Below are 24052 nucleotides of genomic sequence, written 5' to 3'. Positions count from 1 at the left end.
AAAAAACTCTTATATTCCACAATCTAGTATGAATATAAGAGTTTTTTAATTTTACTATCTTACTTGGCTTCCAGTTAACATTTCTCCTGGGTTAACTAATAGAAGTTCTGAATCATCTGAAGGTGCTGCTGCAAGTATCATACCTTGAGATAATTCTCCTCTTAATTTAACTGGTTTTAAGTTAGCAACTAATACTACATACTTTCCAACTAACTCTTCTGGTTTATAGTATTGTGCTATTCCTGAAATAACCTGTCTTTCTTCTCCACCTAAATCAACTTTAAGTTTTAATAACTTTTTAGCTTTTTTAACTGGTTCACACTCTAATACTTTAACTACTCTTAAATCTATCTTGTCAAAGTCATCTATAGTTATTTCTTCTTTTATTGGATTTTTAACTAACTCTTCGTTAGCTGGCTTAACTGGAGCTGGTTTTAAAGCTTCAAGTTCTGCTAAATTTTCCTCAACATCTATTCTTGGGAATATAACATCACCCTTAACTACTTTATCTCCTGCAACTGTTCCATTAAACTCCTTTAAACTTTCCCAAGTAGTAACTTTAGTGTTTAATTGAGCATCTATTTTTACACTTGTTTCTGTTAAGAATGGTGAAATCATTACTGAAACAAATCTTAAAGTTTCTAATAAGTTATATAAAACTGTTCCTAGTCTTTCTTTCTTTTCTTCATCCTTAGCAAGTATCCAAGGAGTTGTTTCATCTATATATTTGTTAGCTCTGCTTATTAAAGTCCATATACTTTCTAAAGCTTCTGGAATCTTTAATGCATCTATGCTAGCTTCAACTTTTCCTGGAGTAGATAAAGCTAAGTTTATTAATTCATCATCAATAGCTTCCTTGCATGTTGGTGCTTGAATAACTCCATCAAAGTATTTATAAACCATAGCTATTGTTCTTGATAATAAGTTACCTAAGTCATTAGCTAAGTCTGTATTTACTTTCTTTATAAATATTTCATTGTTGAATAATCCGTCTGAACCAAATGGTATTTCTCTTAATAAGTAGTATCTTACAGCGTCAGCTCCAAACATGTTAACTAAAACTACTGGATCAACAACGTTACCTTTTGATTTTGACATTTTTCCTCCATCAACAAGTAACCATCCATGACCAAATACTTGCTTAGGTAATTCTAATCCTAAAGCCATTAACATTATTGGCCAGTAAATTGTGTGGAATCTTAAAATATCTTTTCCTATTAAGTGAACATCAGCAGGCCAGAACTTTTTGTATAACTCTTGGTCTTCTTGACCATATCCTAAAGCAGTTATGTAGTTTGATAATGCATCTATCCAAACATAGATAACATGCTTTTCATCAAAGCTTACAGGTATTCCCCAAGTAAAGCTTGTTCTTGAAACACAAAGATCTTGTAATCCTGGTCTTAAGAAGTTATTTAACATTTCATTCTTTCTTGATTCTGGTTGAATGAAATCTGGATGTTCTTCTATATACTGAATTAATCTATCAGCATATTTGCTCATTTTAAAGAAGTAAGCTTCTTCCTTAGCTTTTTCAACTGGTCTTCCACAATCAGGGCAGTTTCCATTTACTAATTGAGTTTCTGTCCAGAATGATTCACATGGAGTACAGTAAAGCCCTTCATAAGAATCTTTATATATATCTCCTTGATCATATAACTTTTTGAAAATCTCTTGAACAGCTTTCACATGATAATCATCAGTTGTTCTTATAAATTTGTCATAGCTTATATTCATCATTTTCCAAAGATCTTTAATTCCTGCAACTATTTCGTCAACATGCTCCTTTGGAGTAATTCCCTTTTCATTAGCTATTCTTTCTATTTTTTGACCATGCTCATCTGTTCCTGTTAAGAACATTACTTCGTGACCTGTAAGTCTTTTGAATCTTGCTATAGCATCAGCAGCCACAGTTGTATAAGTATTACCTATGTGTAGATTTGTTGATGGGTAATAAATAGGCGTTGTAATATAATATGGTTTTTTACACATTATTTTTTCCTCCTTTATTCTTACTTATTATTGTTTCCAATATTTCAAAAATATAAAAAACCCCTATGGGAAATCCCATAGAGGCGTTAATTACGCGATACCACTCTATTTCATATTTATGTCACCATAAATATCTCACTAAGTAACTCCTAAGTTTAACTTATTTTATTACTCTGCAATATAACGGTTGCCACCGTACTTTTCTAAAATTAAAATTCTCAAAAAGTCTGCTCCAAGTCCATCTTCATAAAGTCTCATGCATCTGGCTCTCACCTACCCCAGCTCTCTTTTATACAATCTTCTTTATTACTCTTCTCTTCATTGCATTTTCTCACTTAATTTTAATTATATGATTAGTTTTATATTAATGTCAATCGTTTTTATTTTTGAATTCTTTAAAATTCTTGTTAAGTCATAATTTGTATTAATATAAAAATGTTATATACTATCTATAATAATATATAAATTGTTTGGGAGGTATTATTTAAATGAAAGGTTTAGCCCTACCTAAAATAGGTGCAAGAAACTTAAAGACAGCTTTGGCTGTAACTTTATGCATAGGATTTTTTGAGCTAATACACAGACAATATCCTTTTTATGCTTGTATAGCCGCTGTAATCTGTATGAAAGATACTGTTGAAAACTCATATAAAATGGGAAAAAGCAGAATGATTGGTACAATAACTGGTGGACTTGTTGGCTTAGCTTTAACTTTTATAGCTTTAAACTTTAACCTTACAAGATTCTCAGGAATAATAACAGGGATTGGAATAGTTATAACCATTTATCTACTTAATGTTTTTAACAGAAAAGGGTCTGTTTCTATAGCATGTATAGTATTAATAGCAATTATGACAAACTTACATGGTAAAGCTCCATATGCCTATGCAATTGATAGAATTATAGATACTTTTATAGGTATAATAATTGCTCTATTAATAAATAACTACATATATAAATATGAAAATAAGGTAAAAAAAGATTTAGAAAATATAGAAGAAAAAATCTCTAGACTTGAAAAAGAAGTTAAAGATGATATAAAAAATCTAGAAGAAAATAAAAAGAACTAATGTAAAAAACTAATATGATTTAGGAGGGAAATATTTGTTTAAATTTAACCTGCAAACTATAGGTGCTAGAAACCTTAAAACTTCTCTTTCAGTATTTATATGCATTATAGTATTTGAACTATTAGGCCGTTCTAGTGCCTTTTTTGCTTGTATTGCAGCAATGATGTGCATGCAAGATACAGTTGAAAATTCATATAAAATGGGAAAAAACAGAATGCTTGGTACCTTTTTAGGTGCTATTGTTGGTTTATTATTAACAGCCATATTTAATGTATTAAGTATTCAACACTTTATTGTTTATGCTCTTTTAACAGCCATAGGTACAACTATAGCCATTTTTTTATGTATTTTATTTAATTGTAAAGGAGCAATAAATAGTGCATGTATAGTTGTTTTTGCCATAATGACAAACTTAAAGGGTGTTGGCTCATATGACTATGCTTTTAATAGAATCCTAGATACATTTATTGGGGTAATAATAGCTATTATAATTAACAGACTTGTCTACCCTTACCAAAAGAAAACTGAAGAGAAAACAAATTAATATATTTAACTAAAAGGGGCTGTATCAAAATATAATAATAAAACTTACAAACATATTCCGAGAATTACTAAATTTCCTCTTCATACTGTTTGTAAGTTTTATAAAAAGTTATTTTGGTACATGTCCTTTTTAATTGCTAACTACTTTGTCATCTACTTTTTTACCAAATATCATTGTTAATATGAATAAAGCTACTAAGGATAAAGGTAGTACTATGAAAATACTTAATCCTAAACCAGCTGGAATATATCCAAATAATACAGTTACTATTCCTACAAATACTGCATACCATATTTGAGTTCTAACATGTTCTATATGATCGCATCCTGCACCTGTTGAGGAAAGTATTGTGGTATCAGAAATAGGTGAACAATGATCTCCAAAGATAGCACCTGTTAATACTGCTGATGTGCTTACTATAACAAAATTCCATTCTGGATTTATTGCAAAGGCTAATGGAATTGCAAGTGGCATTAATATTCCCATTGTTCCATAAGCTGTACCTGTAGCAAAGGCTATTATTGAACCTAAAATAAATATTATTGCTGGTAATAAAAATGCTGGTATTGCATCTGATAATACTCCTACTAAATAAGAAGCAGTTCCTAATTCTTTAATTACAGAACTTAAAGACCAAGCTAATATAAGAATTACTCCTGTTATTAAAAGTCCTTTCATTCCTTCAATCCAAATTCCTATTCCTTCTGAAATAGTAAATATTTTTCTACCTACTCCTAATATAAGAGCTACTATAGTTGCTAATAAAGCTGATTGGAATAAAACTACTGAAGCATCTGCATTTGAGAATGCTGCTTGTATTCCAGCAAAACTAAAAGGTGTATTGTTCATAAGCTCTATTATTGCTAAATCTTCTCCACCCATTATAGTTACCCATCCACTATAATAAAATCCTATTAAAGATGATACTATTAAAACTCCAATTGGAATTATTGCATTCCAAACACTTAATTTAATTCCTTCTATAGGTTCTAAATCTTCACTATCAGATGAAATTTCTGTAGTAGATAAAACTTCTCCTCTTCTAGCTCTTCTCTCAGCTTTAAGCATTGGTCCAAATTCTCTTAAAGTTATTGCTGATATAACAACAAAAGCTAAAATTAATATATTATAAAATCTATATGGTATTGTTTCTAAAAATACTCCAAAACCATCTGCTTGTATTCCTACACTTTTTAAGGCATCTCCAATTAATCCAACCTCTAAGCCTATCCAAGTTGATATTATTGCTAACCCTGCAATTGGAGCTGCCGTTGCATCTATAACAAAGGCTAATTTTTCCCTTGAAACTCCTAATTTATCTGTAACTGGTCTCATTATTGGTCCTACAATTAATGAATTAGCATAATCATCAAAGAAAACTGCTAACCCTAAAAGCCAAGTTGTAAGTTGTGCACTCTTAACAGTCTTAGCCTTTCTTGCTAAAGCCTCAGCTATTGCCTTTGCTCCTCCCATTTTAGCTACTAAATGAATCACTCCTCCAATAACTAAAACCTGAAGAATTATCCCTGCATTCCAAGGATCAGCTAAGGAATTTAAAGCTCTATAAGTAAAATCAATAAATCCTTGAGTTAAAGCTGTAATTATATTAAATCCATTTAATTGAAGCATTATACATCCTGTAATTGTTCCTATGAATAAAGAAACTACAACATTCTTAGTTAAAAAAGCTAATACAATTGAAACTAATGGTGGCAGCACTGTCCACATTCCAAACTTAGCTGAGTTTACCGCCGCAGCATCTTCAGCAGCAAAGACTAAGGTTGAGCATAACATTGTCATTGCAAAAACCGTTAGAAAAACTTTAAATCTAGTTTTATTTCCCATTATAAATTCCCCCTTAAATATGCAGTGAATTAATTTACAGAGGTGTTCCCTTATTTTCTCTTATTATAAAATTTCTGCAAAAAAGACCTTAGGCTTGATCAACCTAAGGTCTTAATACTTAATAAAATCACTTTTGCAAATAAACTTTTATTTATTTAATTCCCTAAGATGATAGCTCTCCACATTTTGTGACAGTGTTGTATATATTCTATACAACCCCAGCATTTAGCCTTAAAGTATTAGCCAAAAACTTCGGCGATAATCCCTTTCCTAAAACTTCTACGCTACTTAACTCCATTTTAGTAATCTTGATTCTCGCGCCTCTACCTCTTTTTAAATTATTCACTTTTAATTATTATATTGTATACATTTATACAATATAACTATGTTTCTTTCAAGTATTTAATTACTTTATTAACCATTTATTAAAAAAAGCCTGATTTTATTATGGAAATCAATAACCACAAACCAAAAATTCCTGATACTATAAACCCTATTAATCCTAAAATAGGAACCCCTTGAAAAGTAGGTCCAGTTTTAGCATTAACTATTAATGAAGAACCTATAATCATACATCCAACTATTAAAGAGAATGCTACTCTATTTACCATTCTATTTAAATCTGTAAGTGGCTTATCTAAGCCCTTCATTTCAAATTGCAACTTAGCTCTTCCCTTAGTTAAGCTATCCACAAGCTCTGAAAATTTAGTAGGAATTTCTATGCTCTTAGAGGCAAACTTATAGGCTTCAGTTATAAGTTTATCCTTGTTTAAACTTTTTAACATTTCCTCTTTATTTCTTTCCTTTACATAAGGATAAATACATTCCATAATTTCTAAATCTGGATCTATTTTAGCTATAACCCCTTCTAATATAACTATGGATCTTACTAAAGCAACTAATTCTCTTGGAAATTGAATATTATTTCGTTCTGCAATCTCAAAGATTTCTTTAAATAAATCTGATATCTTTATTGTCTTTAAAGATGCATTTATATATTTTGAGACTATATTTTTTAAATCATCATATAATATTGAATATTCAACTTTTCCTTTTTTTATGCCTATGGCATTTACAAAATCAACTAAGGTATCAATATCCCCTAAAACCATAGCAATCATGGCCTTATTAAGCCAATTTCTTAAATTGGCTTCTAAAGTTCCAACTAAGCCAAAATCTATAAAGTATATTTTGCCTTCTCTTATAAATAAATTTCCTGGATGGGGATCACCATGAAAAAATCCATCTTCTAATACCTGTTTAAAAAATGAGTTTGCTAATTTGTTTGCAATATCTTCAAAATCATATCCTTCTTCTTTTAAAATATTAAAATCTGTTACTTTATAACCATCTATATATTCCATGGTAAGGATTTTCTTAGAAGTAAGCTTATCAATAATTATAGGTGCACCAACACAGGCTACATTTTTATTAAGCTCTCTAAACCTTTTAGTATTCTTTGCTTCCTTTTCGAAATCAAGTTCCTTTAAGGTAGCATCTTCAATTTCCTTAAAAGCTTCAACTGGATTAACTAAGGTATTCGTTATATGATTAGATGTTAATTTGCTAAGTCTTCTTAATATGCTTAAATCAAGCTTCATTTTTTCATCTATTTTATAATGCTGAACCTTAACTACTACATCCCTTCCATCTATTAATTTAGCTCTATGAACCTGTGCAATTGATGCTGACGCTAATGGAGTTTCACTAAACTCTAAGAAATATGTATTTATATCTGTCCCAAAAGATTCATAAAATATTTCCTTTACCTTATGAAAGTCTGTTATTTCATTATTATCCTGTAACTTTTCCAACTCTTCAATATAAGCTTTAGGAAGTAAATCTGGTCTTGTACTCAATATTTGTCCAATTTTAACAAAGGTTGCCCCTAATTCTTCTAAAGCCTCTCTAAGTGCTTGAGGCCTTGGCTCAGCCTTTTTACTATTAGGCAACTTTGATGAAATTAAAAAGTCAAAACCATAATAAGTAAATACCCTAATTATTTCTTTCAACCTTTTTGCACTCTGTCCCTTACTCATAAATTCACCTCCTATAAGATAATAAAATAATAAACTATAAAAACTCTACAAGGCACTGAAAAGCTTAATCATACTAGCTATTTACATAGCTATAAATTCTACTCTTCATTTCCCTTGTAGAGTTCTATTATTTTATAGCCTAAATTTCTTCTTCATTTAATTTAGCTTCTAATACGGCTATTCTTTCTTTTAATTTATTTATTTCTTCTAAAGTAGATTTATTAGCTTCCTCAAACATAACTCTAAAATCTTCTTTTGTTAAAGGATTCATGTTGTCTAACTTAGTTATTATTTCGCTAGTTGCTTCAGTAGTTTTTTCTTGCATATCTCTTTTTAATTCTTCAGATAAAACTTTACCATCTTCAACAGTTATTTTCCCCTTAGCAACCATATCTTGTATAAAAGAATCTGTTTTTTCATAAGCAGTAGCTGCAGTTCCAATTCCAGCTAAGACAGCTTTTTTTAATTCATTTATCATAAAATCATCTCCTAAACCATAGTTTGCTCTTTAATTTTTATTACATTTTACTCTTAATTTCTTCAAATTTAAAGCTTATTATTCTTAAAATAATGTTAATTATAAAATTATCTATTACTCATGAACTTTTCTATATCTTCTACAGACTTGATGCATTCTTTTGTTAGAACTTCACAGCCATCTTTAGTAACTAAAACATCATCCTCTATTCTTATTCCTATAGCTTCTTCTTCAATATATAATCCTGGCTCTACAGTATAAACCATACCTTCTTCAAGAATGATATCTCTCTTACCAACATCATGAGTGTCAAGACCTAAACTATGTCCTATTGAGTGGAAATAATACTTTCTATAATCCTTTTTGTCTTCTATAAGACCTAATCTTACACAAGCTTCAGCTAAAAGATTATTTGCTTTGTCATTTATTTCATAGAATCCAACCCCTGGTCTAATAGCGTTTATTATCTCTTCATTTACTTTTAAAACTTCTTCATAAACCTCTTTTTGTCTCTTAGTAAACTTACCATTAGCAGGGAATGTTCTTGAAATATCTCCATTATAATAATTTACTTGAGCACCTAAATCAAAAAGAATTAAGTCTCCATCTTTTATTTCACTATTATTATCAACATAGTGTAAAGTAGCAGCATTTACTCCAGCAGCTGCTATAGTTTTAAAAGCATAATCTTTAACTCCATTTTGTTTTAAATAAAAGTCAAAATATGCTTCTAATTCATATTCTTTCATTCCAGGCTTACATTCTTTCATTAAAAGTTCTACACCCTTAGCTGTTATGTGAGCAGCCTTCTTTATTTCTTCTACTTCTTCTTTACATTTAATTTGTCTTAAAGAAGCTATATCAGAATAAACATCTTTTATAACTACTTGAGGATATCTCTCCTTAATTTCCTTTGCAAAACTTTGACTTTTACTCATTTCTTCATCAAATGAAACTCTTTCTAAATCTAAATAAAGATTTTCTGCAATTCCATTAGTAAAAATCATATTTAAATCACTTTTAAATTCTTCTAAATATTTTATATTTTCTATGCCAGATACTTCTTTAGCCTCATAATCTCTTATAGTTTTTCCAGTCCATCTTTCTTGCTCTAAATTTGGCTTTAGTATATAAAGGACTTCATCAACCACACCATTTATTTTCTTTATCATTAGTATATGCTTTTCTTCATCTACTCCTGTTAAATAATAAAAGTTTCTGTTTGGAGTAAATGGAAAATATTCATCTGCTGTTTTTCTTTTAGCCTCTCCTGCAAATAAAACTAATAATGAATTGTCTTCTAGTTTCTTTAATAAATTCTCTCTGTTTTTAGTAAAAACTAAACTTTTCATCTTAATCCCTCCAATTCCTATTTATTAAATTTTACCATATATAAGATTTAAAATCTTAACAAATAGTACATCTTTACATATTTTTATAGAAAAAAATACTCACTAGATTATCTAGTGAGTATTTATTATTATCTTATTTCAAAGCTATTAAACTCTGTCTTTTTTACCTTCGAAAGCATTGATGTACATTTGCTTGATTTCACTTATTAATGGGTATCTTGGGTTAGCACCAGTACATTGGTCATCGAATGCATCTTCACTCATTTTTTCTAATGTAGCGTAGAATGATTCTTTTGAAACTCCACAATCAGCTATTGTTGCAGGGATTCCAACTGTTTTCTTAAGGTTATCTATAGCCTTGATTAAGTTATTAACTTTTTCTTCTTCGTTCTTTCCACCTAATCCTAAGTAGTCAGCGATTACTGCATATCTCCATTTAGCATTTGGATATTTGTATTGTGGGAATGCAGCTTGTTTTCTTGGGTTGTCAACAGCGTTGAATCTTATTACATGGTCTATTAAGATTCCGTTAGCAACTCCGTGTGCTATATGGTGTTCTGATCCTAATTTGTGTGCCATTGAGTGACATACTCCTAAGAATGCGTTAGCGAATGCCATACCAGCCATTGTTGAAGCATGAGCCATTTTTTCTCTTGCTTTTATGTTTGTAGTACCTTCAGCGTAAGCTTGTGGTAAGTATTTAAATATTAATCTTATAGCTTCTAAAGCTAATCCATTAGTGTACTCTGATGCTAAAACTGAAACGTAAGCTTCTAAAGCATGAGTTAATGCGTCTATACCTGATGCAGCTGTTAATCCTTTTGGCATGTTCATCATAAGCTCAGCATCTATGATAGCCATATCTGGAGTTAATTCATAATCTGCTAATGGATATTTTACTCCTGATTCTTCATCAGTTATAACTGCGAATGGTGTTACTTCTGAACCAGTACCAGCTGATGTTGGAACTGAAATCATCATAGCTTTTTGACCCATAGTTGGGAATGGGTAAACTCTCTTTCTTATATCCATGAATCTCATTGCTAAATCTTCAAAAGCAACTTCTGGATGCTCATACATTACCCACATAATCTTAGCTGCGTCCATTGGTGAACCTCCACCAAGAGCTATGATTGCATCTGGTTGATAGCTTCTCATTGCTTCAGCACCTTTTTTAGCACATGCTAAAGTTGGGTCTGGAGTAACTTCTGAGAATACTCTGAAATCTACACCTATTTCTTCTAAAACACTTGTTATTTTATCAACATATCCTAGACTAGCTAATACGTTGTCTGTTACTATAAATACTTTTTTCTTGTTTAAATCTTTTAATTCTCTAAGAGCAACTCCTAAAGCACCATATTTGAAGTAAACTTTTTCTGGAACTCTGAACCAAAGCATATTTTCTCTCCTCTCAGCTACACTCTTAACATTCATTAAGTGTTTAGGACCAACGTTTTCTGAAACTGAGTTTCCACCCCATGATCCACAACCTAATGTTAATGATGGTGCTAGCTTGAAGTTATATATATCTCCAATAGCTCCTTGAGTTGATGGCATGTTTATTATTGTTCTACCAGTTTTCATAGTTGCACCGAATTTTTGAACTCTATCTTGTGATTTCATTGTATCAGTGTATAAAACTGAAGTATGTCCGAATCCACCAAGTTCAACTAATCTTTCAGCTTTAACTAAAGCTTCTTCGAAGTTAGCTACTCTGTACATTCCTAATACTGGTGATAATTTTTCATGTGAGAATGGTTCTTCTAATTCAACTGACTCAACTTCACCAATTAAAACTTTAGTATCCTTTGGAACCTTAACACCTGCCATGTCAGCTATTTTCCATGCTGATTGACCAACTATGTTAGCATTTAAGTTACCATTTATTAAAATTGTTTTTCTTACTTTATCTATTTCTTTATCTTTTAAGAAGTAAGCTCCTCTATCAGCGAACTCTTTTCTTACTTCATCATAAACTTTATCAACAACTAATACTGTTTGCTCTGATGCACATATAACTCCGTTATCGAAAGTTTTTGATAATAATATTGAGTTTACTGCCATTTTTAAGTGAGCTGTTTCATCTATGATTGCTGGTGTATTACCTGCTCCAACCCCGATAGCTGGTTTTCCTGATGAGTAAGCTGCTTTAACCATTCCTGGACCACCAGTAGCTAGTATGATATCAGCTTCTGCCATTAATACTTGTGACATTTCAACTGATGGCTCATCTATCCATCCGATTATATCTTTTGGAGCTCCTGCTTTAACAGCTGCTTCTAAAACAACTCTAGCTGCCTCTATTGTTGAGTTTTTAGCTCTTGGATGTGGTGAAAAGAATACAGCGTTTCTAGTCTTTAATGATATTAAAGCTTTGAATATAGCTGTTGATGTTGGGTTTGTAGTAGGAACGATTGCTGCTACAACTCCTATTGGCTCAGCTATTTTAGTGATACCAAATGATTCATCTTTTTCTATAACCCCACAAGTTTTTTCATCTTTATATTTATTGTATATGTATTCTGCAGCAAAATGGTTTTTTATAACTTTATCTTCAACTATACCCATTCCTGATTCTTCAACAGCCATTTTTGCTAATCTGATTCTTTCATTATTAGCTGCTACTGCTGCTTGTCTAAATATTTCATCTACTTGCTCTTGAGAGAATTTTGAGAACTCTTTTTGAGCTGCTCTAACTTTCTCTAATCTAAGCATTAATTCATCTACATTTGTTACTTTCATGATACCCACCTCATTATAGATTAGTTTCTTATTTTCATAATATATGTAAAAATTAATTAAAAGCATTTAGTTAAGTTTTTAACTTTAATAAAATTCCATTTAAGAACTTTTTTTCATATCTTTTTTTGTTTTTAAGCGATTTAACTGCTCTGTAAAGTTTTTTACCAACCTTACGAGATTATAATACCATCTTTCAAAATCAAAATCCAGACTTTTTTTTACATTTCTTACATTTTATCGACAAAAATTCGTTATTTTTTTAACTATTTTGTGATTTTTTTATCAACTTTAAATATTTACATTTTAGTTAAACGATTTCTGTAATATTTTGGATTATTTCTGAGGTACTTTCATATTTAAATTAAATTATCTTTTGTGCTTCTTTTTTCCTTAATATTATGTTGCTATTTTTTTATTATTTTATTCATTTAAAGTCCAAAAAACATACTTACTACTAATACCGCCATTATAATAGCAGTTATATCAGCCATTAAAGCCGCCCAAAATGTATGTCTTATTTTCTTTATTCCAACAGCCCCAAAGTAAACAGTTATGGTGTAAAATATTGTTTCTGTTCCTCCCATTATTACAGAAGAAATTAATCCTTCCCTTGTATCTGGTCCTAAGGTATTTATTAATTCTGTATATACTCCTAAGGCTCCACTTCCAGATAGAGGTTTAATTAGTACTAGTGGAACAATATCCTTTGGTAATCCTATTAGAGAAACTATTGGCTCTAAAAGATTATTTAAATAATTAAGTAAATTAGCATCTTTAAATATTCTTATGGCAATCATCATAGCTAATAAAGCAGGAAAAATTTTAACGCATACCATTAGTCCTTCTTTTGCCCCTTCTAAAAACCATTCATAAACTTTTCTTCCCTTAAACATTCCATAGACTATTATTAAAAGAAATATTATTGGAATTATGTTATTTGCAATCAAAAGTATCCCTCCTAAAAGTATCTCTGCAAGATTTTACAGCATATAATTCCTACACAGCAGGCAGTAAAAGTACATATAATAGCAGGAATTATTATACTTGCAGGTTCACTTGAGCCAGCAGCTGCCCTAATTGATATAACTGTAGATGGAATTAACTGAATACAAGCTGCATTTATAACTAAAAATAATGCCATATCATTTGATGCCCTTCCATCCTTTTCTTTATTTATCTTGTTTAATTCGCTCATAGCCTTAATTCCAAGGGGAGTAGCTGCATTAGATAGTCCAAACATATTAGCAGTTAAGTTCATAACTATGGCTCCCATAGCCTCGTCACTATGAGAACTCTCCTTAAAGATCTTTTTTAATATAGGATTTAATAATTTTGCAACCTTATATGTTAACCCACTATTTTCTGCTATCTTCATTACTCCACACCAAAAACACATAATTCCTACTAAGGAAATTATAAATTTCACAGCACCTTCAGAAGATTCTGTTAAGCCAGTTGTAATCAACTCTCCCTGGCCTGTCATTATGCTAAAAATCAATCCTAAGGCTATAATTGCAAACCATATATAATTAATCATCTCTCCTCCTAAATCATAAGTAATTTCTGTATAATATATGCCTTGCATAGTTAGAATAGTAGTGTTACCATAAAACTACAAAGAACGAATTTACTTAAAAGGAGAATTTTTTATATGAACGAAAAAAATTTAAAATTAGCTCAACAAGATATAGATGAAGTTTTAAAAACTGTAGAAGAACTTGAAGTTCAAATAGATGATTTAAGTAAAGATGATTTAAAGCAAAAATTCGTTACTCTAACAGAGAAAGTAAGAAAACTTGAAGATTTATTAAAAGACGAAGGTATTATATAAAAGAAAGCTGAGTTTAGAAATTTCTAAACTCAGCTTTTTTTAAATCGCTTTTTCATCTTCTATACTATCTTCTTTTTTAAACTCTTTAATTATGAATAATCCAGTTATTATTGTAGATAAGAAGTCTGAAACTGTACCCGCTAACCAAACTCCTGTTAAACCTAATCCTGCAATCTTAGGTAAGACTAATGTTAAAGGAATTAAAAGTATAACCTGTCTTAATAAACTTAAAAAAGTTGCTAACTTAGCTTTACCTATTGATTGGAAATAGTTAGATCCTATTATTGATATACCTATTATAGGCATCATAAATAAATATATTCTTAATCCTGGAACTCCTATTTCTAAAAGTTTAGGGTCTGAATTAAACATACTTATTACTAAGGCTGGGAATGCTTGAATTAATATTCCTCCTAAAACAAGTATTGTTGTCGCTGCTATCATAGCTAACTTAACTGTTTTTTGAGCTCTTTCATACTTCTTAGCTCCATAGTTATATCCAATTATAGGCTGCGAACCTTGGTTTATACCAAATATAGGCATTAAAAATATCATTGCTATTGAAGAAATTGCCGCCATAGCTCCTATAGCTAAGTCTCCTCCATACATTCTTAGTGCATTGTTAGCTATTACCTGAACTACACTTGCAGCCATCTGCATTGAAAACGGAGCTACACCTATAGCTAAAACTATCTTAACTAATCTCCAATCTAATTTAAGAGTTTCAAATTTTAATTTTAAGTTTGATCCTCCTAATGTATAATAATAAAGCATTATTAATGTAGTAACTATTTGAGAAATTACTGTAGCTAAAGCTGCACCTTTTATCCCTAAGTTAAATACAAATATAAATACTGCATCTAATATTACATTTATAATACATCCAAGTACCATTACTGCAGCTGACATCTTTGGATTTCCATCTGCTCTAATTGTACTATATAAAGAGAATGACATTAAATTAAATATAGTTCCTAAAAGTATTACATTTATATATTCCTTCGCATAAAAAATTGTAGCCTCACTTGCTCCAAATAAGTGTAGAATACTGTTTGCAAATACAATTCCAATAATAGTTAAAACTAAAGATATTATAGTTATTAAGACCACAGAGTTTCCTAATATTTTCTCTGCATCTTTTCTTTTATTTTGCCCAAATTTTATAGAGATGTTTGCAGTAGCACCAATCCCTATAAGCATTCCAAAACCAAGTAATATAGACATAATTGGCATAGTTATACCAACTCCAGTAATGGCCATTGGCCCAACGCCTGGAATATGTCCAATAAATATTCTATCAACAATATTATAAAGTGCATTTACAAGCATACCTATAATAGCTGGCACCGAATACTTGATCAAAAGCTTTAATTCTGATTCTTCCCCTAATAATTTTTGATCCTTCATAAGCCTCTCCTCCTTTAAATCTATATTTCTTAAATATATACTAACTTTTCTATTATACATTAATTTTAATTTTTTAGTCAGTGAAATTTTAAAAATAAAAAACTATATAGGAAATCAAACTTTTTCTCTCCATAAATTTAACTATCTATAGATAAATAAATTTGACTCTTATATAGTCTTTAAAAATCTTAAACCGTTACTTCTTTATATATTAAATTTCCACCTATTAAGGTAAGAGCTGTAATAATATTTAAAACTAGTGAAAATATTATTATTGATAGGACACTTTGATTTAAAAACATTGCAAAGGTCATTGTAAAAAAGTTAATTATAAAAACTAAAGCAAACTGCTTTAAAAGAATATCTAAAAAATTATTTTTTACTAATAAAAAACTTTTTCTTATGCTTTCTATTACATTTATATTTTCAAATATAGAACATTGCATAGCTATTACAAAAAAGATTGATATTACTATTCCTAAAGGTGCAAATATGCTTGAGCCTAAAGAAACAGCAAAGTTTTGTATAAGGAATACTCCTAGAGGAAATAAAGGGTTTTTAAAGGCTGATTTTATAGTCTCAATCCAAGATAACTTTTCACCTCTAATAAAATTGTTAGCTAACTTTATTATAGCTATTGATGAGAATCCTAAGCTGAATATACCAATTACGGAAAATATAGCATTTCCTCTCCCTATAATAGTAGGAAGTGCAAAAAGCACAGATATTATTGCTATATCGCCTAAATTTTTAATAAATATGTTAAATACAGATTTTAAAAATTGTCCAACTGATAATTTTTTATTGATATTTTGATCCATAAAAATCCTCCAATCAAAATTTATATTAATAATTATCATATCAAAATTAGTATAAGTTTTGCTTGAGTTCATTTTAATTTAACACTTTCTGTATATTTGGTTTACATATTTTTTATACTCCAAGATAAAATAAGTATAATCCAACTAATATTATAATTGTTCCTAATATATTTTTTAATACTCTTCCTATCTTTTTACCGTTTTCAGAGTAGGCTATTTTCTCAACTAATCCAAAGGATGTTCCAGCTAAAATTATTAAAACACTATGACCTAATGAATACATTAAAAGCATTATCATTCCTATAACTAAGTTGCCACTAGCAGCTATAAAGGCTATTATTGCTGCCATTATAGGTGTTGCACAAGGAGATGCTAATATTCCACTTAATATTCCTAAAAAGAAGACATCTAAAATTCCCTCTCTTCTTTTAGTGATTTTACAAGCCTCTTTTTTATCTCCAAATAAATTTATTACATCAAGAACTTGTAGCCCTGATCCTATCATAATAAAAGCCAATATTATATACCAAAACTTCCCTGCACCTAAAAAGGCTTTTCCTATTAAGGCTGTAAGTAAGCCTATTACAGTAAATGTTATTCCAAGTCCAATTGAAAATATCAGTGAACACTTAAAAGCTTTCTTATTATCCTTAACCTCACTACCTTGAACATATCCTATTAATAATGGAATAGATGAAAGGGTACATGGACTAAAAGAGGCTACTACTCCTGCAAAGAATGATAGTATTATGGCTAAAAATATATTATTAGATATGACACTATTAAAATAAGCTAAAAATTCCATATTCTATTTAACCCCCAAAGAATTTAAAATGGTTTCTATATTATTCTTTCTCATAAGCCCTTGATGAACATAGAATTTATTACCTTCTTTATCTAAAAACACAGTAGTTGGAACAACATTAGCATCATATTTATATGCTAAATCTATATTTTTCTCCTCTTCTAATCTAGCATAGTAAATATTAAATTTTCCTTCTCTTTCTTTTGAAACATAACTTAACTCTTTTTGCATTTCGACACAATAAGGACAAGTATCTGTTTTAAACATTATTATTGTTGGTATGCCCTCTTTTGCTTCTTCTAAATTTTCAACCACATTAATTGACTGAAAATTTATTTGCTTTATTCCCTCAATATAGTTTTTTCCAATATATATACCTATTAGGGCGAAAAGAATTAAGCCTAATATTATTAATTTTCTCTTATTTTTCACCTCCAACTCCTCCCTTACTAAAATTTAAATTTTTCCATAAATAAAAAAAGGTAACATAATTTAATCTTATGTTACCTAATGATTATGCATTTTTTATGCATTAATTACTTACAGCTATCTCTCTCTATTAAATCATGATCTAATACAAAATGATCTTGATCTAAAGGTTTATTATTTATTATTTTAATTAACATTCTCATAGCTATTGATCCCATATCATACATTGGTTGTGATACAGTAGTTAATTTTGGATAGAATACATGTGCTAAATCTATGTCGTTAAATCCTATAACGCTAACTTCTTCAGGAACCTTTATTCCTTTATCTCTTAAAGCGTTTATAGCACCCATAGCTATTTCATCTGAAGCACAGATTATTCCTTCTATTTTTTGACCATTTTCAAGCATTGCTAAAATAGCATCATATCCAGTCTTAACTTTTAAGTTTTTAAAGTAAGTTAATTCTTCTTTCATTTCTATTCCAGCATCTTTTAATGCAGCTTGGTATCCTTTGTATCTTTTACCCCAAGCATTATTTAAATCACCTTCTACACCTATGAAAGCTATGTTTTTCATACCTTTATCAATTAAATGATTAGTAGCTTCATATGTAGCTTTTTCATTATCTATAGTTACACTTGGGAACTTACCATTTTGCTCATCATTTTCAACTAAAACTGTTTTTAAATCTAATTCATTTATTAAATTTAAAGTTTCTTCTCCTAGTGATGAACTCATGTAAAGAACACCATCAACCATTTTTTCCTTAAGAACTCTTAAGTATTCTTTTTCTTTTTCTAAATCTAAGTCTGAATTACATAACATTACATTATATTTATATATGTTAGCTACGTCCTCAGCACCTCTAACTATTTCAGGATATATTTGGTTTGATATATCAGGTACTAATATACCTACAGTTCTTGTTCTATGTGTTTTTAAACTTCTTGCCACTATATTAGGTCTATATCCTAGTTTTTTTATAGCTTCTAAAACTTTTTTCTTAGTTTCTTCGTTTACAACGTCTATGTCATTTAATACTCTTGAAACTGTTGCTATTGACACTCCAGCTTCTCTAGCAACGTCTTTAATTGAAGCAGCCATCTAACTCAACTCCTATACTCTAACTTATTACCTATCTATTTCTTAATACTTCAATATTATAATGATAACTTTACATTTATACAAGGAATTTATGTATATTTCTGCAATTTGGTCAAATTCCTTTTAATTTTTTTTCAAAAAAACGTTTTCTTATTAATAATTGTAATAAAATTCAAATATTAATTCAATGCAAATATTATTATATATTATAAATTTTTCTAAAATAATTGAATTATGTTGTATAATCAAATATATTATTACTTATTGATATATTAACCATACTTTTAAAAATTTATAATAAATAAAAGAGAATTTCTAGGAGGAAACTTTAATGTATAAAGATATAGATATAACAGAATCTATAAAATTAATAGATGAAAATAAAGATTTACTAATTTTAGATGTAAGAACTGAAGAAGAGTATAAGGAAGATGGATATATTAAAAATGCCAAACTTATTCCTTTAGGAAGATTACTATTCTCTATAGATGAACTTGATGGATATGAAGATTCACCAATACTTGTTTACTGTAGAAGAGGTTCTAGAAGTATGCAAGCTTGTGAAATTTTAGAGGATAATGGCTTTACAGAACTTTATAATATGATGGGCGGATTTTCAAAGTTAGTTAATGAAGGACCAAAAGAACTTTGGAATAAATAAATTACATAAAAAAAGAGAGCAATAACTTGCTCTCTTTTATTTTAATTAAGCTCTTTTTGAAACAGCCATTTTTAATATTTCACCATTTACTTTAGCTTCTGAGTAATCAGCATCTCCGTTATAAACAATTTCTTCAGTTAAAGTTTCTTTCTTTATAACATCTTCAAATTTCTTGATTACATCTAAAAGCATATCATTTTCAGCTACGTAAAGAGTTATCTTATCAGCAACCTCAAATCCACTTTCTTTTCTCATGTTTTGGATTTTTGATATGATTTCTCTTACATGACCTTCTTCTCTTAATTCATCAGTTATAGTAGTATCTAAAACAACACCAACTGATCCTTCTCCAGCAAATGCGAATCCTTCTAATCCTTGCATTGTTACAAGTAAGTTTTCAGCATTTAATTCTATTTCATTTCCATCTACAGTGATAACTTCTACTCCACCATTTTGGATTTTTTGAGCTAATTCCATTTGGTTTCTTGAAGCTATTTCTTTTCTTATAGCTGGTATTAACTTACCATAAGCTCTTCCTAAAACAGGTAGGTTAGGCTTAATTTCGAAGTTAACATATTTAGAAAGGTCAGCTCCTAATTCTACTTCCTTGATGTTTAACTCATCTTTAATTATGTCTCCATAATAATCTGGAAGCTCTGAAGTTGAAAGAAGCATTTTTGAAAGTGGCTGTCTATTCTTGATGTTAGCACCGTTTCTAGCACTTCTTCCAAGTTTAACTATCTTATAAGCTAAATCCATTTTTTCTTCTAATTTTTTATCTATAGCCTTTTCATCAACTTCTGGCCATGCTCCTAAGTGAATACTTTCTAAAGCATTTTCATCTAAGTTAACTACTAAGTTTTGATAAATTTCTTCTGTTATAAATGGTACGAATGGAGCTGCAACTTTACATAAAGTTACTAAAACTCTGTATAAAGTAGTGTATGCACCTATCTTGTCATCAGTTAATTCTTCTGACCAGTATCTAGCTCTATTTCTTCTTACATACCAGTTTGATAACTCATCAGTAAACTCTTCTATTTCTAAAGCAGCTTGAGTTATTCTATAATTATTTAAATGATCGTCTACATCCTTAACTAAAGTATTAAGTTTTGACATTATCCATTTATCCATTACGTTATCTGATACGAAATCTTTGTAGTCTAATGGATTGAAGCTGTCTAACTCTGCATATAAAACATAGAATGAGTAAACATTCCATAATGTGCTTAAGAATTTTCTTTGAGTTTCAGCAACATCTTCTATTGAGAATCTAGTTGGTAACCATGGAGCACTTGCAGTATAGAAATGCCATCTTGTAGCATCAGCACCTTGTGAATCAAGTACTTCAAATGGATCAACTACGTTACCCTTAGATTTTGACATCTTTAAGCCCTTCTTATCAAGAACGTGACCTAAAACTATACAGTTTTCAAATGGATTTCTATCAAATATAGCAGTTGATATTGCTAATAATGTATAGAACCATCCTCTTGTTTGGTCAACAGCTTCTGATATGAATTGAGCTGGGTAGTTAGCTTCAAATAATTCTTTGTTCTCAAATGGATAGTGATGTTGAGCAAATGGCATTGATCCTGAATCAAACCAACAGTCTATAACCTCAGCTGTTCTTTTCATCTCTTTATTACAATGAGGACAATTTAAATGAACTTTATCGATATATGGTTTATGAAGTTCTATATCTTCTGGAACATTTATTCCTTTAGTTTTTAACTCTTCAATGCTTCCTATACATTCTCTGTGTCCGCATTCACATTCCCATATTGGAAGTGGAGTTCCCCAGTATCTATCTCTTGAGATACCCCAATCTATAACATTCTCTAAGAACTTACCAAATCTACCGTTCTTGATGTTATCTGGGTACCAATTTATTTTTTCATTGTTAGCTAAAAGTTTGTCTCTTAAAGTTGTCATTGCAACAAACCAGCTTTCTTTTGGATAGTAAAGAAGTGGTGTGTCACATCTCCAACAATGTGGATATGAGTGAGTATGCTTTTCAGCTTTAAATAATTTATTTTGTTCTTTTAAGTAATCAACTATTTGTTGGTCACATTTCTTAACGAATTTTCCAGCCCATGGAGTTACTTCTTCTACAAAGTTACCACTTAAATCAACTAAGTTTAAGAATGCTAATCCATTTTGCTTTCCTATTAAGTTATCGTCCTCACCATAAGCAGGAGCTATATGAACTATACCAGTACCATCTGATAAAGTTACGTAGTCACCATGAACAACTACGAAAGCTTTTCCTTCAGTTGGAGTTACGAATGGTAATAATTGCTCGTATTCCATACCTAATAACTCTTCACCTTTGAACTCTCTAACTATTTCAAATCCTTCTCCTAAAACCTTAGGTGCTAATTCTTTAGCTAAGATGAAGATTTCATCACCTTCAGCTTGCTTAGCTTCTACATAGTCATAAGCTTTATTTATACATAAAGCAACGTTTGAAGGTAAAGTCCAAGGAGTTGTTGTCCAAGCTAAGAAGTACTTATTATCTTCTCCTTTAACTTTAAACTTAGCTACAGCAGTTAAGTCCTTAACATCCTTGTATCCTTGTGAAACCTCGTGTGATGATAAACTTGTTCCACATCTTGGGCAGTAAGGCATTGTTTTATAACCTTTGTATAAAAGTTTTTTATCCCACATTTGTTTTAAAGCCCACCATACTGATTCTATGTATGGATTGTGGTAAGTAACATATGGATTCTCCATATCTACCCAATAACCTATTTGCTCAGTCATTTTTTCCCACATGCTAACATATGTGAATACACTATCTTTACACTCAGTTACGAATTTCTCAACACCGTAATCCTCTATTTGAGGTTTACCTGAAATTCCTAACTTCTTCTCTATTTCAAGCTCAACTGGAAGTCCATGAGTATCCCATCCAGCTTTTCTTATAACTTTATATCCCTTCATAACTTTGTATCTTGGGATTATATCTTTCATAACTCTTGTTAATACGTGACCTACGTGTGGTTTACCATTAGCTGTTGGAGGTCCGTCATAGAAAGTAAAGTATTCACCATCTTGATTCATATCAAAGTTCTTTTTTATTATGTTTTTTTCTTTCCAAAGGTCTGCAACTTCTTTTTCTACGCCTACAAAACCCTTAGGTAATTCAACTTTTTTATACATATTGAAACCCCTTTCCTTCTCTTGTTTAATATTTTAATTATTTACTTATAATTGATTATTTAGCCATACTTCTTTAAGTAAAATAAAAAAAACTCCATCCTAAAAGGACGAAGTTATATTCGCTATACCACCTAAAGTTCAAACCTATCTATATGATTCAATTATAAATATTAAAATTTTACGTTTTTATGATAGGTAATTAAAAGCACCTATAATGCTCGCATCCTGTAACGTGGATATACGGGATAACTTAATAAGAATATATTCCTTTCAGTCTCCAACTCCCAGGTGATTTTCCTTAAATATACCTATAGTTTCACACCAACCAACTACTCTCTGAATAAGGTTCTATATAAGTACTTGCCCTGTTCACAGTCTTTAAAGAAATTATATAATAGCACTTTTAAAAAGTCAACGAAACAAATCCATATATTTGAAAGCTTTCATTAATTATTTAATTTGCTTTTATAATAAAAATTCTATTTTTGTACAACCTAATATTATAAGTTAAGACTTATATATCAAATAATAAAAATTAATAAATAATTTTTATTATTTAATGTTGACTTTTCTTATCAGTTAACTTATAATTAAATCATCAAATACATTCCATTCCCTTTTGTTAATCGTGCTGTTTTACTTTGATATAATTAGGAGGAAAATAGTATGAATGATAACAATAATTTAAATCAACAAGTAATTGATAAAATGACTAAAGTTTGTATCTGCAGAGCAATCTCAAGAGCAAAGATAAAGGAAGCTATCAAAAATGGTGCACACACAGTAGAAGCAGTAGCTGAAAAAACTGGTGCAACTAAAGGTTCTTGCAAAGGTTGCAGATGTAGAGACAAAATTGAAGAATTAATTGAAGACAACCAATAATTCTTTTAAGCAAAACTTATTTACTGTTTTAATTTTGTATCTCCCTAAAAGAGTACCCTTGGGTACTCTTTTTTACTTTTACATAATATTTATTTTGTATTGAAAATTAAAAAAATAAAAAAGCCTGTATCAAATTTAAAATTATTTTGATACAGGCTCTTTTTATTTAAATTTCAAATTCATTTAATTGTAAATTTTTAGACCAACTACTATAGTTTCTAGGATATCCTTGATTTGTAAGTGTTCCTACATAATAAAACTTCTTTAAATCAAAGCAGTTATTTTTAACAACTTTAAATCCTTTTAAAAGGTAATGTAATCTGCTTTCATACACCTTTCTAATATCTTTAGACGTTGGCTCTCCCCAAGCAAATATTATGTGAGAACTATTTATTAGACTTTCAAATATTATTAAGTCATTTTTTAAGTATTCTCCATTCTCAATAAATCCATCATTTCCACATAGGAATAGCTCGCCTTTGGTATTATAAACTTCTTCTAGCACATCCTTGCTATATTCAATAACAGGAAATAGGAATACAAAACTTATTTCTTTTATTATTCCAAGTTCATCCTCATTATTCATTAAATATTTTATAGCCTTATTTAACTCTTTTTTTAAATCTTCAGCATTATGTGATTTTGGAGCCCTAGTAATAACTAATATATTACTTTCTCCTTCTTCATTAATAGTAAAAGTAACCTTAAAGCCTCTTCCACTTTCATGATCTAATAAAATATTTATATTATTTTGATTTTTACAATACTTTTGCATAAGCGCTCCCCTTTTTACCAACTCTCGTTCCTTAGACTCAATATATTAGTATTAAGTATATTCTAACTTTAGTTTAGTATATAATCGAATCTTTAGAAATTCTAC

General features: G+C 29.8%; 20 protein-coding genes, 1 riboswitch and 2 other annotated features. Of the genes, 5 read left to right on the top strand and 15 right to left on the bottom strand.

Annotated elements, in window-relative coordinates; genetic code table 11:
• Nucleotides 1-54: 54 nt before the first annotated feature.
• Entirely contained in the window at nucleotides 55-1992 is a 1938-nt protein-coding gene (metG, locus tag I6G60_RS02375) for a methionine--tRNA ligase (RefSeq protein WP_110083364.1), read from the bottom strand.
• A 76-nt stretch (nucleotides 1993-2068) separates the two neighbouring features.
• Nucleotides 2069-2323: a binding site (T-box leader), on the bottom strand.
• A gap of 157 nt (nucleotides 2324-2480) precedes the next feature.
• Between metG and I6G60_RS02370 the strand changes: the two genes are divergently transcribed.
• A complete protein-coding gene (locus I6G60_RS02370; RefSeq protein WP_003482466.1) occupies nucleotides 2481-3062 on the top strand; it encodes an FUSC family protein in 582 nt (193 codons plus the stop codon).
• 34 nt (nucleotides 3063-3096) lie between these two features.
• On the top strand, nucleotides 3097-3606 hold the full coding sequence (locus I6G60_RS02365; RefSeq protein ID WP_003456858.1) for an FUSC family protein: 510 nt from the start codon (nucleotides 3097-3099) through the stop codon (nucleotides 3604-3606).
• A gap of 129 nt (nucleotides 3607-3735) precedes the next feature.
• On the opposite strand, the gene I6G60_RS02360 is transcribed toward I6G60_RS02365, so the two are convergent.
• The 7 genes from I6G60_RS02360 to I6G60_RS02330 form a co-directional block, all read right to left on the bottom strand.
• Nucleotides 3736-5451, bottom strand: a complete 1716-nt coding sequence (locus I6G60_RS02360) for a Na+/H+ antiporter NhaC family protein (RefSeq protein WP_003456822.1) — start codon at nucleotides 5449-5451, stop codon at nucleotides 3736-3738.
• 164 nt (nucleotides 5452-5615) lie between these two features.
• Nucleotides 5616-5785: riboswitch (Lysine riboswitch) on the bottom strand.
• A 91-nt stretch (nucleotides 5786-5876) separates the two neighbouring features.
• Nucleotides 5877-7490, bottom strand: coding sequence for an ABC1 kinase family protein (locus I6G60_RS02355; protein ID WP_003463008.1), 1614 nt, complete (start codon nucleotides 7488-7490; stop codon nucleotides 5877-5879).
• Between the two features lie 139 nt (nucleotides 7491-7629).
• Complete coding sequence (locus tag I6G60_RS02350; protein ID WP_003456770.1) at nucleotides 7630-7968, bottom strand: phasin family protein; 339 nt, start codon at nucleotides 7966-7968, stop codon at nucleotides 7630-7632.
• A 107-nt stretch (nucleotides 7969-8075) separates the two neighbouring features.
• Nucleotides 8076-9320, bottom strand: a complete 1245-nt coding sequence (locus I6G60_RS02345) for an aminopeptidase P family protein (protein WP_003456838.1) — start codon at nucleotides 9318-9320, stop codon at nucleotides 8076-8078.
• A gap of 147 nt (nucleotides 9321-9467) precedes the next feature.
• On the bottom strand, nucleotides 9468-12065 hold the full coding sequence (gene adhE / locus I6G60_RS02340) for a bifunctional acetaldehyde-CoA/alcohol dehydrogenase (RefSeq protein WP_003450602.1): 2598 nt from the start codon (nucleotides 12063-12065) through the stop codon (nucleotides 9468-9470).
• 428 nt (nucleotides 12066-12493) lie between these two features.
• Entirely contained in the window at nucleotides 12494-13012 is a 519-nt protein-coding gene (locus I6G60_RS02335) for a spore maturation protein (RefSeq protein WP_003479331.1), read from the bottom strand.
• Between the two features lie 11 nt (nucleotides 13013-13023).
• Nucleotides 13024-13602 (bottom strand): nucleoside recognition domain-containing protein, encoded by a 579-nt coding sequence (locus I6G60_RS02330; protein ID WP_003456692.1) that lies wholly within the window; start codon nucleotides 13600-13602, stop codon nucleotides 13024-13026.
• 114 nt (nucleotides 13603-13716) lie between these two features.
• Here I6G60_RS02330 and I6G60_RS02325 point away from each other — a divergent pair, with 114 nt between their 5' ends.
• Nucleotides 13717-13896 carry a hypothetical protein gene (locus I6G60_RS02325; protein ID WP_003450573.1) on the top strand — a complete coding sequence of 60 codons (180 nt, stop codon included), beginning with the start codon at nucleotides 13717-13719 and terminating at the stop codon, nucleotides 13894-13896.
• A 39-nt stretch (nucleotides 13897-13935) separates the two neighbouring features.
• Here I6G60_RS02325 and I6G60_RS02320 read toward each other — a convergent pair whose 3' ends face one another.
• The 5 genes from I6G60_RS02320 to I6G60_RS02300 all read right to left on the bottom strand — a co-directional run bounded on the left by I6G60_RS02320 (nucleotide 13936) and on the right by I6G60_RS02300 (nucleotide 18464).
• Nucleotides 13936-15303, bottom strand: coding sequence for an MATE family efflux transporter (locus I6G60_RS02320; protein WP_003472484.1), 1368 nt, complete (start codon nucleotides 15301-15303; stop codon nucleotides 13936-13938).
• 188 nt (nucleotides 15304-15491) lie between these two features.
• Nucleotides 15492-16124, bottom strand: coding sequence for a hypothetical protein (locus I6G60_RS02315; protein WP_025648445.1), 633 nt, complete (start codon nucleotides 16122-16124; stop codon nucleotides 15492-15494).
• Between the two features lie 112 nt (nucleotides 16125-16236).
• A complete protein-coding gene (locus I6G60_RS02310; protein WP_057258203.1) occupies nucleotides 16237-16929 on the bottom strand; it encodes a cytochrome c biogenesis CcdA family protein in 693 nt (230 codons plus the stop codon).
• Nucleotides 16930-16932: 3 nt separating this feature from the next.
• A complete protein-coding gene (locus I6G60_RS02305; protein WP_003473610.1) occupies nucleotides 16933-17361 on the bottom strand; it encodes a thioredoxin family protein in 429 nt (142 codons plus the stop codon).
• A 104-nt stretch (nucleotides 17362-17465) separates the two neighbouring features.
• Nucleotides 17466-18464, bottom strand: coding sequence for a LacI family DNA-binding transcriptional regulator (locus tag I6G60_RS02300; RefSeq protein ID WP_003450596.1), 999 nt, complete (start codon nucleotides 18462-18464; stop codon nucleotides 17466-17468).
• A gap of 331 nt (nucleotides 18465-18795) precedes the next feature.
• Here I6G60_RS02300 and I6G60_RS02295 point away from each other — a divergent pair, with 331 nt between their 5' ends.
• Complete coding sequence (locus I6G60_RS02295) at nucleotides 18796-19125, top strand: rhodanese-like domain-containing protein (protein ID WP_003462958.1); 330 nt, start codon at nucleotides 18796-18798, stop codon at nucleotides 19123-19125.
• A gap of 45 nt (nucleotides 19126-19170) precedes the next feature.
• Here the strand turns inward: I6G60_RS02295 and ileS are convergent, their stop codons facing one another.
• Nucleotides 19171-22290, bottom strand: a complete 3120-nt coding sequence (ileS, locus tag I6G60_RS02290; protein ID WP_011591160.1) for an isoleucine--tRNA ligase — start codon at nucleotides 22288-22290, stop codon at nucleotides 19171-19173.
• A 100-nt stretch (nucleotides 22291-22390) separates the two neighbouring features.
• Nucleotides 22391-22672, bottom strand: a binding site (T-box leader).
• Nucleotides 22673-22956: 284 nt separating this feature from the next.
• Here ileS and I6G60_RS02285 point away from each other — a divergent pair.
• Entirely contained in the window at nucleotides 22957-23172 is a 216-nt protein-coding gene (locus I6G60_RS02285) for a (2Fe-2S)-binding protein (RefSeq protein ID WP_003456903.1), read from the top strand.
• A gap of 166 nt (nucleotides 23173-23338) precedes the next feature.
• On the opposite strand, the gene I6G60_RS02280 is transcribed toward I6G60_RS02285, so the two are convergent.
• Nucleotides 23339-23947, bottom strand: a complete 609-nt coding sequence (locus tag I6G60_RS02280; protein WP_003467949.1) for a DUF1643 domain-containing protein — start codon at nucleotides 23945-23947, stop codon at nucleotides 23339-23341.
• Between the last annotated feature and the right edge of the window lie 105 nt (nucleotides 23948-24052).

Source organism: Clostridium perfringens (assembly GCF_016027375.1).
Lineage (GTDB): Bacteria > Bacillota > Clostridia > Clostridiales > Clostridiaceae > Sarcina > Sarcina perfringens.
Note: the sequence above shows the minus strand (reverse complement) of the source record. Positions and strands in the feature narration are given on the sequence as shown.